General features: G+C 64.3%; 11 protein-coding genes. 7 read left to right on the top strand and 4 right to left on the bottom strand.

From position 1 onward, the window contains the following. Positions 1–354 precede the first annotated feature (354 nt). Positions 355–732, top strand: coding sequence for a nitrite reductase small subunit NirD (gene nirD / locus ACWICV_RS08885; RefSeq protein WP_105662151.1), 378 nt, complete (start codon positions 355–357; stop codon positions 730–732). A 260-nt stretch (positions 733–992) separates the two neighbouring features. On the opposite strand, the gene ACWICV_RS08880 is transcribed toward nirD, so the two are convergent. Genes ACWICV_RS08880 through ACWICV_RS08870 form a run of 3 tightly spaced genes read right to left on the bottom strand, consistent with a single transcriptional unit; the run spans position 993 to position 6,029 of the window. Beyond that, positions 993–2,486: an FAD-dependent oxidoreductase gene (locus ACWICV_RS08880; protein ID WP_454090414.1), complete on the bottom strand. Its 1,494-nt coding sequence runs from the start codon at positions 2,484–2,486 to the stop codon at positions 993–995. Next, entirely contained in the window at positions 2,483–4,618 is a 2,136-nt protein-coding gene (locus tag ACWICV_RS08875) for a molybdopterin oxidoreductase family protein (RefSeq protein ID WP_454090415.1), read from the bottom strand. The genes ACWICV_RS08880 and ACWICV_RS08875 overlap by 4 nt, the downstream gene beginning before the upstream one ends. 1 nt (position 4,619) lies before the next feature. Continuing rightward, positions 4,620–6,029: an MFS transporter gene (locus ACWICV_RS08870; RefSeq protein ID WP_133834109.1), complete on the bottom strand. Its 1,410-nt coding sequence runs from the start codon at positions 6,027–6,029 to the stop codon at positions 4,620–4,622. Between the two features lie 435 nt (positions 6,030–6,464). Between ACWICV_RS08870 and ACWICV_RS08865 the strand changes: the two genes are divergently transcribed. From ACWICV_RS08865 to ACWICV_RS08840, 6 genes are all read left to right on the top strand, one after another. Further along, positions 6,465–6,950, top strand: a complete 486-nt coding sequence (locus tag ACWICV_RS08865; protein ID WP_105656196.1) for a nucleoside deaminase — start codon at positions 6,465–6,467, stop codon at positions 6,948–6,950. Between the two features lie 12 nt (positions 6,951–6,962). Next, positions 6,963–8,465: an NCS2 family permease gene (locus ACWICV_RS08860; protein WP_454090416.1), complete on the top strand. Its 1,503-nt coding sequence runs from the start codon at positions 6,963–6,965 to the stop codon at positions 8,463–8,465. Positions 8,466–8,737: 272 nt separating this feature from the next. Next, the gene (locus ACWICV_RS08855; protein ID WP_402471249.1) at positions 8,738–10,243 is read left to right on the top strand and encodes a xanthine dehydrogenase small subunit; all 1,506 of its coding nucleotides are present in this window, start codon (positions 8,738–8,740) and stop codon (positions 10,241–10,243) included. Next, complete coding sequence (gene xdhB / locus ACWICV_RS08850) at positions 10,240–12,573, top strand: xanthine dehydrogenase molybdopterin binding subunit (RefSeq protein WP_454090417.1); 2,334 nt, start codon at positions 10,240–10,242, stop codon at positions 12,571–12,573. The genes ACWICV_RS08855 and xdhB overlap by 4 nt, the downstream gene beginning before the upstream one ends. A gap of 2 nt (positions 12,574–12,575) precedes the next feature. Further along, entirely contained in the window at positions 12,576–13,394 is an 819-nt protein-coding gene (xdhC, locus tag ACWICV_RS08845; RefSeq protein ID WP_454090418.1) for a xanthine dehydrogenase accessory protein XdhC, read from the top strand. 126 nt (positions 13,395–13,520) lie between these two features. After that, positions 13,521–14,285, top strand: coding sequence for a hypothetical protein (locus ACWICV_RS08840; protein ID WP_454090419.1), 765 nt, complete (start codon positions 13,521–13,523; stop codon positions 14,283–14,285). 114 nt (positions 14,286–14,399) lie between these two features. On the opposite strand, the gene mmuM is transcribed toward ACWICV_RS08840, so the two are convergent. Continuing rightward, positions 14,400–15,347 (bottom strand): homocysteine S-methyltransferase, encoded by a 948-nt coding sequence (gene mmuM / locus ACWICV_RS08835; protein ID WP_402471240.1) that lies wholly within the window; start codon positions 15,345–15,347, stop codon positions 14,400–14,402. Positions 15,348–15,356 lie beyond the last annotated feature (9 nt).

Genomic DNA, 15,356 nt, shown 5'->3' with positions numbered 1-15,356 from the left:
AATTTCGACTTTCGCTGGGAAACGGTGAGTTTCAGGCTGATGAGTCCACTGTAGAAAGCATGCTTTGCGCCGCAATTACCCTTGTGTTTCGGCCGGAGCAATTCTCTCCACCATCAGACGAAAGCCGGGTGAAGCGGCTGAAACATATTCGAATCATTCGCAATGGGCAATCGCTGTGCAAAGGGAAAAGGACAGGATAAACCAGCGGATTTCCGGGAGAATCCAGGATTCACGGTGCCCATTTTTGCTGTTAGGCATGCTTTACGGACTGGCAACGGCTGGAAGCATCGGGCGAAACATGCGGCTTCTAAGCTCGGTATGTCAGCAGATGCCAACCACGAAGGGCTTACGTTCATGAGCACGCAAATTGCAGAAGACACCCGTGAAGCTACTTTGAGCTTGGCTCCGCTTTGCCGCAGTGCAGAGCTGGAGCGTGGGTGGGGAGAAGCGCTGTGGCTTGAGGCCACACAGCTAGCCCTGTTCCGTACCGAAGAAGATGCCTTCTACGCAACCTCGCATCACTGCCCGAACAGCGGCGCGAAGGTCATGGCCCGCGGCATTCTGGGCGACACCATGGTCGAAGGAACCAGCGTGGCCACAGTTGCCTGCCCGCTGCACAAGGAAGTGTACCGACTGGATACCGGCGAATGCCTGAACGCCGATTCGCTGCCGCTGCCAGTGCAGCGGCTCATGGAAATCGAGGGACAGCTATGGATGGAGCAGAGCAAATGAGTATCAAATCAGATCGCAGCCTGAACGTCGAGCATTCGGCCTGGCAAGGCTGGTATGAACTGAACGACGAGACGGATTCGCTTGCAACCAACTAGCTCCGGCTATCGCGTTTTCCAGCGGTGGCGTGCAAGAATAAGGCAACTCGCATCATCATCCAAACGCAGGGACGAAAGCTCATGGCTTTCGTCCCTGCGTCTTTGCGTTCCGGCCGGGCATAGGCAAGGGCGGCCAGCTCGCTGGGAGCCGACCGCCCATTGGAGTCATTGCGCCAGGGCAGGCGCCTTGGCCAGCAACTCTTCGATCTTCGCTTTGCACCCGCCGCAACCGGTGCCCGCACGGCAGTTCTCGCCGACCTCGGCGACGGTGGTGCAACCAGCGCCTACAGCATGGGCTACCTGGCCGTAGGTAGCGCCCGAACAGCGGCACAGCTGATCATCATCGCTGGGGATAGCAGCGATTTGATCCGTTGCCGGATCATCCAGCCGCAAGAGGGCCGAACGGTCTTCAGGCAACGCGGTGGCCCGTTCATAGGCCAGCACGAGTTCGGCACTGGTTTGCGGCAATCCCATGGCCAGGAATCCGGTGACCGTATCCTGCCGGGTGACGATCTTCAGGTACCGTCCGCGCGCAGGATCCGCATAGATTGTTGCCTGAAGATCGGTATCGTCCCAATAACCGGCGCTGATATCGCCGGCGGCGGTCAGCTCGATGCCTTGTCCCTTGAGCATCAATACATCAGAAGCAGAGAAGTCCGGGGCAGCAAGCGGATCGGAGCCAGAGGAACCAATCAGCCGCAACAACTGCTGGGACAACCATGCGGCTTGGGCCCAGCCCGGGGCCAGTAATCCGACCGGTGGCTGTCCGGCAACTTCGGCACAGTCACCGAGGGCGAAAATTCGCTGCTCGGTATCGGCGCAAAGGAATTCATCAGTCTTAATACCGCGGCCCACCGGTAATCCGCAGCCCGAGGCCAGCTCTGTTCTGGCTCTCACACCCGTGGAAATGAGCAGGGCATCAGCCTGGATCAGTCCGTGGGTGGAAGTCATCAGGCCGGTGAAACCCTGTGCATCCTTCTGAATGCCACTGGCCTTCGCACCGGGGATCACCTCGACACCTGCTTCACGCAGATTACGTGTCAGCAGCGCCCCTCCATCCGCATCCACGACGCGTCCCAAGGGAGCCGGACCATGATGCACCAGCACCGGTTGCGCGCCGGTGCGCGCAATGGCCAAGGCCGCCTCGATACCCAGAACTCCGCCGCCGAGAATCAAAATGCGCTGGCCAAGATCGATTGATTTGCGCAGCTGGTGGGCGTCATCCACCGTGCGCAGGGCGAAGACTCCGGCTGGCAGTGAAGCATCAGCGTGCGGATCGAAATTCAGGCCGTTGAGCGTGGGGATCACCGCCCGGGCGCCGGTGGCGAACACAAGCCGGTCGTAGGACACATAGTCATTGCCGCCCAGATGGATCCGGCGCCGTGAGCGATCGATGCCGGTAGCCTGCACGCCCAAGCGTACGTCGACTCCGGCATCGGCCAAGCGCTGCGGATCCACCATGCCCAGGTGTTCGAACTCGGCGGCTCCGGCTGCCAGTTCAGCGAGCAGCACACGGTTGTAGGCCAGGTGGTCTTCGGCGCTGATGATGGTGATGGCGCAGTGGCCGGCCGCCGTTGCCGGGAGCAGCCCTTCGACAAGGGACGCGGCGACGGGGCCGAAGCCAATGATGATAATGCGTTGCGGGCGTTGCTCGTTCATTGTTCCTCTTTCACAGCGCTCAGCGAAACATGGGCGTGCTTGAATTCCGGCATCTTGCTGTGCGGGTCGACCTTCGCCTCGGTCAGCAGGTTTGCGGTACCGGAATCCGGGTAGTGGAAGGGCAGGAAGACCGTGTCCAGCCGGGCATCAGCGGTCAGCAGCGCGCGGGCGGTGACTTCCCCGCGTTCATTGCTGATCACGACCTTTTGTCCTTGGGCAATCTGGTGGGCTAGGGCTGTGGCCGGATGGATTTCCAGCAGCGGTTCCGGAGCGGCCTGGGCCAGCTCGGGGACCCGGCGCGTCTGGGCGCCAGACTGGTAGTGCTCCAGCAGCCGGCCGGTCACCAGGGACACGGCCGCGTTGTTCTTCAGGGGTTCCGGTTGGAAAGCAACTGGCACCAGCACTGCACGCCGATCCGCATGCGCAAAACCGTCAAGGAATAGCCGAGGGGTTCCATTGCGGATGCCGCGCCCGGCCTTCACTTCGGTGCCTGCAGGGCACGGCCAGTAGATGGCCGCCCCGGCATCGAGGTCATCCCAGCTCACCCCCGAGTAGTCCGCCAGGCCACCGGCCGAAGCCAATTTGAGTTCTTCAAAAACTTCCCGCGGATCGGGGGAGAAGTGGCCGGGAGCATCCAGCCGCTGGGCGAGCTGGGCGAGGATCCACAGTTCGCCGCGCGCATGTTCCGGTGCCGCCAAGGCAGCGCGGCGGCGCAGGATCCGCCCCTCCAAGTTGGTCATGCTGCCTTCTTCTTCAGCCCATTGCAGCACCGGCAAGACCAGGTCCGCTCGGGCTGCAGTCTCCGAGAGGAAGAAGTCGCAGACCACCAGGAAATCCAGCCTGGACAGTGCGTGGATCACGTGCGACGCATCGGGTGCGGAGATCACCGGGTTGGCCCCGTGGACCATCAGCATGCGCGGACCGGTGGGGGTACCTAGCGCGTCGAGGAGTTCAACGGCGGGAAGCCCGGGACCGGGAATGGTTTCTGGGGCAACGCCCCAGACGCGGGCTACCTGTGCACGGTGTTCCGGGTCGGTGATCTTGCGGTAGCCGGGAAGCTGGTCGCACTTTTGCCCGTGTTCCCGACCGCCCTGCCCGTTGCCCTGGCCGGTGATGGTGCCGTAGCCGCCGGCCAGGGTTCCGGGCAAGCCGAGCAGCAGCGCGAGGTTGATCGCGGCGGTGACCGTATCGGTGCCGTTGGAATGCTGCTCGATGCCGCGGCCGGTGAGGATGTAGACGGGCTTGCCGCCGGCCTTCGCTTCGCTGGCCGCCTGGGCCAGGGCCCGGGCGGTGCGCCGGATCTGCTCGGCAGGAACACCGGTGACCTGGGCGGTGCGTTCTGGCCACCAGCTGGCCAAGGAGGCTTTCACTGCATCGAAACCGTTGGTGCGGGCGGCCAAGTAGCTGGTATCGGCCACGGACTCGGCCACCAGCACATGGGCCAAGCCCAGCAGCAGCGGTAGGTCGGTGGCCGGGGTCGGCTGCAGGTGCCAGCCAGCATTATCGGCGCAGAGCTTGGCTGTAGCTGAACGGCGAGGATCAACCACGATCAGCCCGCCGTTCTCACGGGCTCCGGCCAGATGCCGGACAAAGGGCGGCATGGTATCGGCCACATTGGAACCGAGCATCAGGATCATCCCGGCCGAATCCAGATCAGCCAGCGGGAAAGGCAATCCCCGGTCCAAGCCGAAGGCGCGGTTGGTGCCGGCGGCTGCCGAGGACATGCAGAACCGTCCGTTGTAGTCGATCCGCGAGGTACCTAGGGCCAGCCGCGCGAACTTGCCCAGCTGGTAGGCCTTTTCATTGGTCAGCGAACCGGAACCGAAGACCGCGAGTGCGTCGGCTCCGGATTCGGCTCGGATGCCCAGCGCCTTTTCGGCAACCAGATCCAGCGCATGCTCCCAGCTAACCGGGGCAAAGCTTCCATCGGGCTGGCGGAGCAGGGGTGATTGCAGGCGTTCTGGGTGATCGAGCAGCGTGGCGGCGCTATAGCCTTTGCGGCACAGGGCCCCGCCATTGGTCTCGAAGTCCCGTCCCTTCAGGCTCACCGGTTCGGTGCCGTGATCCTGCTGGTTGGGTTCCAAGGTGATGCCGCACTGCAGGGCGCAATAGGGGCAATGAGTGTCGGTCATCCTAGACTCCGTGCTGGGCGAAACGGGTGCCTGAGCGTGCATAGGCGAACCATGCGGTGGCCATGAGCAGCAGGTAGACCGCGATGAAGATGATGAACGCCGTGGTGTAGGCGCCGGTGCTGGATACGGACAGTCCCAAGGCCTGGGGAATCAGGAAGCCGCCGTAGGCGCCAATGGCCGAGATCAAACCGAGGGCGGCGGCCGCCTTGCGCGAAGAATCCACCTGGCTTGCCTGTTTTCCCTCGTCGCTCAGGGCAAAGACTGCCGGGATCATGCGGTAGGTCGAGCCATTGCCGATGCCGCTTGCGGTGAAGAGCAGCAAGAACAGGAATAGAAACATCCAGAAGTTGGCCCGTGGCAGGCTGAGCACTAGCGCAGCGGTAATCAAGGCCATGGCTCCGAAGGTTGCCACGGTGATGCGTGCGCCGCCGAGCTTGTCAGCGATCTTGCCGCCGTATGGACGGGCCAGGGACGCGACCAGCGGGCCGAGGAAAGCCAAGGTGATGGTTGCGGTGCCCAACGGCAAGGCCGCGTATTCGGGGAAGGTGTCAACGATCAGCTTGGGGAATACTGCCGAGAATCCAATGAAGGAGCCGAAGGTTCCCACATACAGTGCGGAGATGATCCACAGGTGCTTTACCTTCAGGCAGGCAATGGCGCCGCGGATATCTGAGCGGGCCGATGACAGGTTGTGCATGTATTTCCAGGCACCCCATGCGGAGAGCAGAATCAACGGGATCCAGAGCATCCCTGCCAGCGGTAGCTGCAACGCCCCGGCGGCGAAGACCGTGACAATGACCGGTACAAGCAGCTGGGCGACCGCCGCGCCGAGGTTGCCGCCGGCGGCGTTGAGGCCCAACGCCCATCCCTTGCGGGAAGCGGGGTAGAAATAGGTGATATTAGCCATCGAGGAAGCGAAGTTTCCGCCGCCGAAGCCGGTCAGCGCCGCAAGGCTGAGCATGACCCAGAATGGCGTGGACGGATCAGCCAGGGCCAGGGAAATGCCGCCGGCCGGAATCAGCAGGAGCAGCGCGGAAATGACCGTCCAGTTGCGCCCGCCGAAACGGGCCACCATGAACGTGTAGGGGATGCGCAGTGTGGCACCGACGAGGCTCGGGATGGAGATCAGCCAGAACAGCTGCGTGGTGCTGTAGCTGAATCCCGCTACTGGAAGATAGACCACGACAATGGCGAAAAGCTGCCAAACGCTGAATCCGAGGAATTCGGCGAAGATGGACCACTTGAGGTTTTGGCTGGCTACCGCAGATCCGGTGCGCTTCCAGAATTCTGGATCCTCCGGGGTCCAGTTGCTGACCCAGCGTCCCGGTTGCACTTGCAGTGCCTGCGATGTGTCAGATGCTTCTAGCTGTGCGCTCACGTTATCCGATCCCTTCTCTAGCACTTGATGCATCTGAGCTTCTCAAAGAGGTATTTCGCCTAGGTGCTCAGGTTGTTGCGCCGAAGGGAACTTAAATTCACCCGCCGGATCGGTGCGCCGATAGGCGGCTGTAATGTGTTGGAAACCCGAGCCCCGGGGCAACGATCCAGCTTCGGGATTCGCGGTGCTGGAGGGAGGGCCAGTCCCGTCGGATCGCTGCAAGTGGGAGAGGGGATGAGCGACAAGACGGCACGTTTTTGTTCATGATGCGAAAAAGAGATTTCAAAAGAAGTGTTGCGTGCGTCACAATCCGCTGATAATCTCGTAGCTGTCTATGGCGGGCACCCATCTGATGGGTCGCTATCTACCGGGCATGCAACTGATCGATTTCAGGTGACAAGCGCAACCGGTAGCTAGCGCCAAGCAGCGCGCTGCGGTTCTCTTGTCCAAAGCATGAGGAGCCACGCGATGAGCGTTACTACCACTGGCCAAGACTATCTTTCGATGGCCATCGATATTGCCACCACAAATGTCCACAACGCCGGCGGGCCTTTCGGCGCCGTCGTGGTCGCCCCCGACGGCCAGGTCTTCGAAGGGGTCAACCGCGTCACGGCCAACAATGATCCATCGGCGCACGCCGAAGTGGTGGCCATCCGCACCGCGGCCGCCGCCTTGGGGACCTTCGACTTGAGCGGCTGCGTGCTCTACAGCAGCTGCGAACCCTGCCCGATGTGCCTGGCCACCTCGCTGTGGGCCCGCATCGGCAAGGTCTTCTTCGCGGCCAACAGGCATGATGCGGCTGCCGCCGGATTCGACGACGCGGTGTTCTACGACTATTTCGAAGCAAAATCCAACCGCTCGCTGATGCCGGTGAACTGCTTCCAGTCCGAAGGCGGCGAGCACCTGTTGCCGTTCAAGGCATGGGATTCGCAAGAATCCCGGACCGACTACTAAAGGTCCAGGACCATGACCACGACAAGTCGCTTGCCAGCTGGCCCCCAGGGCGCGCAGCGCGGCAGCAAGCCGCGCCGGCCGGGCGGGCCGGGCGGCATCCTGGACGCGTTCTTCAGCATCACCGAACGCGGGTCCACGCTGGCGCGGGAATTGCGCGGCGGGATCGTCACCTTCTTCACGATGGCCTACATCGTGATCCTCAACCCGCTGATCCTCGGCGGATTCAGCACCGAGGCCGCACCCGTGGATGTGGCCGGCAACTGGCTTCCGGCCGCGCAGGTCGGGGCCATGACCTCGCTGACCGCCGGGGCCATGACCATCCTGTTCGGGCTGATCGCCAACCTGCCCTTCGGCCTGGCCGCCGGGCTGGGCATCAACTCCTTCCTGGCCGTCTCGGTGATCCAGGACGTCACCTGGCCCGAGGCCATGGGACTGGTGGTGGTCAACGGCGTGCTGATCGTCCTGTTCGGGATGACCGGGGTGCGCACCGCGATCTTCCGGGCCATCCCCAAGGACCTAAAGGCCGCCATTACGGTGGGCATCGGGCTATTCATCACCTTCATCGGGTTCGTGGACTCCGGCTTCGTCACCCGTACCGCCGCCGGGCCTCCGGTCCAGCTGGGCGATGGCGGGTCGATCGTCTCGATCCCGACCATGGTCTTCGTGGTGGGGTTGCTGATCATGGGCGCGCTGGTGGCCCGCGGGGTGCAGGGCGCGATCCTGATCGGCATCGTGATCTCCACGGTGCTGGCGATGATCGCCGAGCTGGTGTTCAGGATCGGGCCAGCCGGCGCGGATAACCCGCATGGCTGGCACCTGAACATGCCGGTGCTGCAGGGAAATATCGTTTCGTTGCCGGATTTGTCGCTGGCCGGGGAGTTCGACCTGTTCGGCTCCTTCGGGCGGATCGGCGCGCTGGCGGCGACGATGCTGGTGTTCACCTTGGTGTTCACGAACTTCTTCGACGCCATGGGCACCATGACCGGACTGGCCAAGAATGCCGGTCTGGCGCGCAAGGACGGCACCTTCCCGCGGCTGAAGGCCGCGTTCGTAGTCGAGGGCCTGGGCGCGGTGGCCGGAGGCATGGGCTCGTCCTCCTCGAATACCGTCTACGTGGATTCGGCGGCTGGCATCGGGGAAGGGGCGCGCACCGGGCTGGCTTCGGTCATCACCGGGGTGCTGTTCCTGGGTTCGATGTTCTTCACGCCGCTGACCTCGGTGGTTCCCATTGAGGTGGCTGCCGCGGCACTGGTTCTGGTGGGCACCTTGATGTGCGCGCAGATCCGCGAGATCAACTTCAAGCGGTTCTCCAGCGCCATGCCGGCGTTCCTCACCCTGATCACCATGCCGCTGACCTACTCCATTGCCAATGGCATTGGCGCAGGGTTCATCGCCTGGGTGGTGGTGAACACCGCGGCCGGGCGGTACGCCAAGATCCACCCGCTGCTGTGGGTGGTGGCGCTGGGCTTCCTGGTGTACTTCGCACGGGGCCCGATCACGGCCCTACTGGCCTGAGCTGATACGGGCTATAGTAAGGATCCACTGAGGTGAGGTGGCTCACCTTGATGGTTTGCATGGATGTGAATGATCCGAATTCTGGAGGGTAATCATGGGCGGATGCCTCGCCTGGTCCAAGGGCCAGATAGCGCACGGAAACTGATCCCGCCGCAGCACGCGGCGGCGCCCTGGACGAGCCTGGAACTTCCGGCAGGGCGCCAGATCCCACCCATTATCCAATTCATTCATGGTGCGCCGGGCGATACCCGGGCGCAGGAGGTGTCAACGGCATGAGCGCCGAGGCAACGCAAGAGACAAAATGCCAGGTTACGGTCAACGGAAAGGTCCGGGAATTCGACGGGCCGCCGCATACCAACGCGCTGGATTTCCTGCGCGGGCAGCAATTGATCGGATGCAAGGAAGGCTGTGCCGAGGGCGAGTGCGGCGCCTGCTCGATCCTGGTGGCCCGCAGCGATGGGGAAGGCAGCAGGTGGACGGCGGTCAACGCCTGCCTGCTGCCGGCCGCGGCGCTCGACGGCCAGGAAATCATCACCTCCGAAGGGCTGGGCAGCGTCGCGGCGCTGCATCCGGTGCAGGAAGAGATGGCCAACCGCGGCGGATCCCAGTGCGGTTATTGCACCCCCGGATTCGTCTGCTCCATGGCCGCCGAATACTACCGCCCCGAGCGGACCGCCAATCCCGCAGTCAGCGCGGGTGATGGCGGGGAGCACGAGTGCGGACCGAATGGATTCGACCTGCACGCGCTGTCGGGCAATCTCTGCCGCTGCACCGGATACCGCCCGATCCGCGACGCCGCCTACGCGCTGGGCGAGCCTGAGCCGGATGACCCGCTGACTGCCCGGACCCAGCACCGGGCCCCGGCACCGGTGGCCACCGACATCCAGCGCGCCGATACCCCTACCGGGGACCTGGGCCGCTTCCGCCGGCCGGCGGACCTGGACCAGGCACTGCAGATCCTGTCAACCGAACCGCAGACCGTACTGGTGTCCGGTGCCACCGACTGGGGCGTGGAGGTCAACATCAAGGGCGCCCGCGCCCGCTCGGTGCTGGCCATCGACCGGCTGCCCGAGCTGCGCCAGATCCACTGGAACGAGCAGTACCTTGAATTGGGTGCAGGCTGCACCCTGAGCGAACTGGAACGCAAGCTCGCCGGGCAGGTTCCGCTGCTCTCCCAGCTCTTCGGGCAGTTCGCGTCAAGGCTGATCCGCAATAGCGCAACCATCGGCGGCAATCTGGGGACCGGATCGCCCATTGGCGACACCCCGCCGGCGCTGCTGGCGCTGGAGGCCGAGCTGGTGCTTTCCAGCATCCGCGGCAACCGGATGGTGGCGCTTTCGGACTACTTCACCGGCTACCGGCAGACCGTGCGCGAGCCGGGGGAGATGATCACCGCGATCCGCATCCCGCTGCCGCTGGCACCGCTGACCAGCTTCCAGAAGATTTCCAAGCGGCGCTTCGATGACATTTCCTCGGTAGCCATCGGCTATGCGCTCACGGTGTCGGACGGCATGATTACCACGGCGAGGATCGGGCTGGGCGGCGTGGCCGCCACCCCGCTGCGCGCCGTGGCCACCGAAGCCGAGCTGGAAGGCCAGCCGTGGAACCTGGAAACCATCCGGGCCGCCGCGCGCACCATGGGCACTGAAGGAACCCCGATGGATGACCACCGGGCCAGCGCCAACTACCGCAAGGCCATGCTGGCCTCCTCGCTTGAACGGTTCTATGCCCAGCAGCTTGAACGCCGCTTTGAAGCAGGACAGGAGCAGAACTCATGAGCCAGCTATCCCAACGCCCCGACGCTCCGGTAGTCGGCCAGCGCCACCGCCACGAATCGGCGGCCGCGCACGTCACCGGCACCGCGCTGTATACCGACGACCTGGCTGCGCGTCTGGCCGGGGTCCTGCATGCCTACCCGGTGCAGTCCACCTGCGCCCATGGAAAAATCCTGGGCCTGGATGCCAGCGCGGCGCAGCAGGTACCCGGGGTGGTCCGGGTCATCACCGTGAAAGACATCCCCGGGGTCAATGACCAGGGCGCCAAGCACGACGAACCGCTGCTCCCGGTGGAAGAAGTCATGTTCTTCGGCCAGCCGGTGGCGTGGGTCCTGGGCGAAGACCTGGAAGCTGCCAAGGCCGGGGCCAAGGCGGTGCGCGTGGAGTACGAACCACTGGATTCGCTGATCACCATCAAGGACGCGATCGGGGCCAACAGCTTCCACGGCATCCAGCCCGAGATCTCCAAGGGAGATCCGGAGGCAGCCTTCGCGCAGGCGGCCCATGTTTTCGAGGGCGATTTCGAGTTCGCCGGCCAGGAGCACTTTTATCTGGAAACGCAGAACTCGCTGGCCATGGTGGATGAGAGCGGGCAGATAATGATCCACTGCTCCACCCAGCATCCCACCGAAACCCAGGACATCGTCTCGCATGTGCTGGGCATTGGTGCCCACGAGGTCACCGTGCAGGTATTGCGCATGGGAGGAGGCTTCGGCGGCAAGGAAATGCAGCCCCATGGCTATGCCGCGGTGGCGGCCCTCGGTGCGGTGCTCACCGGACGGCCGGTGCGGGTGCGGCTGGACCGCACCCTGGACATGACCATGACCGGCAAGCGCCACGGATTCCATGCAACCTGGAAAATCGGCTTCGACGGGCAGGGCAAGATCCTGGCCCTGCAGGCCCAGCTGACCGCTGACGGCGGGTGGAGCCTGGATCTGTCCGAACCGGTGCTGACCCGCGCGATGTGCCATATCGACAATTCCTATTGGATCCCGAATATCAGGGTCAACGGGCGCATCGCCAAATGCCATAAGACCTCGCAGACCGCGTTCCGCGGCTTCGGCGGTCCGCAGGGCATGCTGGTCATGGAAGACATCCTGGGCCGGGTGGCCCCGCAGCTGGGATTGGACGCCCGGGAACTGCGCCGCCGCAATTTCTACACCCAGGGACAGGACACCCCGTACTACCAGCCGGTCCGGCATCCCGAGCGCTTGGAGACAGCTTGGAGCCAGCTGCTCGGCTCGGCAGATATCGCCGCGCGCGAGGAGCAGATCGCAGAATTCAATGCCGGGCACGAGCACGCCAAAAGGGCGCTGGCGATGACGCCGGTGAAATTCGGCATCTCCTTCAACCTCACCGCCTTCAACCAGGGTGGCGCGTTGGTGCTGGTCTACAAGGACGGTTCGGTGCTGGTCAACCACGGCGGCACCGAAATGGGACAGGGCCTGCATACCAAGATGCTGCAGGTGGCCGCCACCGCCTTGGGCGTGCCGCTATCCAAGGTGCGCATTGCCCCTACGCGCACCGACAAGGTGCCCAATACCTCGGCCACCGCAGCCAGTTCGGGCAGCGACCTGAACGGCGGCGCGGTCAAGGATGCGTGCGAGCAGATCCGCGGCCGGCTCGCGCAGGTGGCCGCCGGAAAATTGGGGGTTCCGGCGCAAGATCTGCGCTTCAGCCGCGGCAGGGTCACCGCGCTGGGCAAGAGCGAATCGCTGGGTTGGGAAGACGTGGTCAATGCCGCGTACTTCCAGCGGGTCCAGCTTTCGGCCGCCGGCTTCTACCGGACCGAAGGGCTGCATTGGGACCTGTCGCGGATGACGGGCAGCCCGTTCAAGTACTTCTCCTACGGGGTGGCGGCCAGCGAGGTGGAAGTCAGCGGCTTTGACGGCTCCTATGTGCTGCGCCGCGTGGATGTCGTCCATGATGTGGGCGATTCGCTCTCGCCGCTGGTGGATCTGGGGCAGATCGAGGGAGGGTTCGTGCAGGGGGCTGGCTGGCTGACCCTGGAGGATTTGCGCTGGGACACCTCCGATGGCCCGGGCCGCGGACGGGTGGCCACCCAAGCCGCGAGCACCTACAAGATCCCGAGCTTCTCCGAGATGCCCGACGTCTTCAACGTCAGCTTGCTGGACAAGGCGCATGAGGAAGGCGCGGTCTACGGATCCAAGGCCGTGGGAGAACCGCCGCTGATGCTCGCCTTCTCGGTGCGCGAGGCACTGCGTCAGGCCATTGCCTCCTTCGGCCGCTCCGGGCGTTCGGTGCCGCTGGCGTCCCCGGCGACTCCGGAAGCGGTGTTCTGGGCGATCGAAGCGGCGCGGGAGGAGAGGTAGCCATGCTGTCGTGGATTGAAGCTGTCACCGCGCTGCGCAATGAACGGCGTCCCGCGGTGCTGGCCACCATCACCGCGGTGCGCGGGCATGCCCCACGCGAGGCCGGCGCGAAAATGGTGATTGCCAGCCAGGAGATCTTCGGAACCATCGGCGGGGGCAACCTGGAAATGGCGGCCATGGAACGGGCCCGGCAGATGATCAGCGCGGGCGGGAACCAGCCGCAGAGCATCACCATGAAGCTCAGCGACAAGGCCCCGGCCAAGTACGGCAGGCAATGCTGCGGCGGCGAGATCACGGTGCTGCTAGAGCCCTTGCCGGTTCCTGCCACGGTGGCGATCTTCGGGGTGGGAAATGTGGGCATGGAATTGGCCCGCATTCTCGCCCGCCATGACCTGGAGCTGCATCTGGTTGATTCGCGCCCGGAATTCCTGGAGGACCTGCCAGCCCTTGAACCCAGCGTGGCGCGGATCCATTCGGCGGTGGCGGTGCTCGGGGAGCAGGTGCTCAGCTGCCTGCCTGGGGGAACGCACGTGCTGATCATGACGCACGATCATGCCGAGGATTTCCACCTGTGCGATGCCGCGTTGCGCCACCCGGGCTGGGGATCGATTGGATTGATCGGGTCGAGTGCCAAGTGGGCCCGCTTCCAGAAGAATCTGCGTGCCAGCGGCTTCAGCGACGAACAGATCGCGGCGATCCAGTGCCCCATTGGGATCGAGCAGGTGCGGGGCAAGCAGCCGGCGGTGATTGCGGTGTCCGTGGCTGCCGACTTGCTGGCGAGGATCACGTCCGGGGCAAAGCAGCCGGTGCGCAGCGCCTAGATGCGGGGCCGACGGGCGATTATGAGAATTGTCTAACGTGGGGAACAAGGAGCAATGCCGGGGAGTTTAAACAGGGGAGAGCGGTGCTTCGTGCACCGCGCCCGCAACGTCTAGGAGGCCAATTCCATGTCCATGTTCGACAAGCTGCTGCGCAAGGGCAAGCAAATGGCCGGCGAGTACGTCCGGGAACAGCTCAACCAGCGCGGCTCCAATAGCAATCAGCGCGGCTCCAATAACCAGCAACGCGGCTACCAGCAGAATCCCGGCGGCTACCAGCAGCAGCCGCAGCACCAGAACTACGGCGAGCGCGGCTACGGCAACCAGCCGGCCTCGGCACCGTCGCGCGAGGATCAGGCCGCGATCGAGAAGTACCGCTACATGCTCCGTACCGCTCCGCCGCAGGATATGGAACGCGCCCACGCCGAGGCTTTCGCCCGGCTGACCCCGCAGCAACGCGAACTGCTGCATCATGAACTCTCCGAGCAGTTGCCGCCGGCAGAACGCCCGATGAGCCAGGACCCAAGGGACCTGGCCCGTTCGGCAACCCGCGCGGAGATGTCGCGTCCCGGGTTCATGGACAAGATCTTGGGTTCCGGCGGCAAGGGACGGGGCTTGGGCATGGCTGCCGGCGCGGCCGGCGGCTTGGGTGTTGGCCTGCTCGGCGGCGTGGCAGGTGCGTTCATCGGCACGGCCATTGCCGGACCGCTGCTTGACGGTTTTGCCGGTATCGGCGAAGAGTTCGGTTCCATGGCCGAGGGTCTGGGCGATACCGTATCCGGTGCCGGGGAACAGCTCTCCGCGGCCGGTGAAGACCTGGGCGGCCAGGCCGAAGGCATGTTCGGGGACTTCCTGGGCGGCGCCGGTGGGGACTTCGGCGACTTCGAGTTCTAAAGCAACCGGTCTCAAGCCGGCAGCAACTGCGTGTTGCTGCCGGCTTTTTCGCGCGCTGTCCAGGCCTGCGGACAAGCCGCTGGTTCAGCGGAAGCCGAAGTGCCTGGACGGGCCTTAGCCGGGCTGGATGGCTTCGCGGACCCGGGTGATCTGTCCCGGGGTGACCTGGCAGCAACCGCCGATCAGACGAGCGCCTGCGGCCACGAGTTCGGGAACCGCTCCGGGCAAATCATTGCCTTCAGTTCCTGGGACCCACACACGAGCTTCGTGGTCCCAAATTTCTCCGCTATTCGGGTAGGCCGACAGCGGCAAGCCGGTTTCTTCTCCCAGGATCTGCAATGCGGCCACCGCTTGGGGTACCGGGCAGCAGTTCACGCCGACTGCGTCCCACACGCCGGATTCCTGAACGATTCCGGCTACGACTCGAAGATCGGTGCCATCGCCCAGAACCACTCGGCCTTGGTCATCGGCGCGCACCGCAAGGCTGAGCAACGCCGGCAGCTGCAGCTCCCGAGCCAATACGGTCAATGCTTCTGCTTCTCCCAGGCTTGGCACGGTTTCAAAGATGACCAGATCGGCACCGGCATCAGCCAGGATTTCCAAGCGCTTGCGGTGCCAGTTGGCCAGCTCGGAGGCCGTCTTGCGATAGGCGCCGTCGTATTCGGTCCCGGCGCCCGGTCCGGCACCGTAGGGACCCACCGAGGCGGCCACCCAGCGTGCTGCGTCCGCGCTCCCAACGCTGGAGGCTTCTCGCGCCAGGCGCACGCTGGTGCGCAGCATTTGTTCCATCTGCTGCTCGGAGCCCACCTGAGCCAGGCCGTCATAGCTGACCTGGTAGGAGCAGGTCGTGGCAACTTGGGCACCGGCAGCGAAAAAGTCCTGGTGCGCCGCGCGGACCTCTTCGGGACGGTCCATGAGGATCTGCGCTGACCACAGGTGCCCGGTCACGTCATTGCCGCGATCGGCCAGATGGGTGCCGAGACCGCCGTCGAGGATGATTGGCGGGCTGCCTTCGGCGCACAATGCGTCACGGAAATTGCTGGGGTGGTTTGGGATATGCACGTCATCGAG

The sequence above is a fragment of the Glutamicibacter sp. NPDC055354 genome, assembly GCF_053644955.1.
Note: the sequence above shows the minus strand (reverse complement) of the source record. Positions and strands in the feature narration are given on the sequence as shown.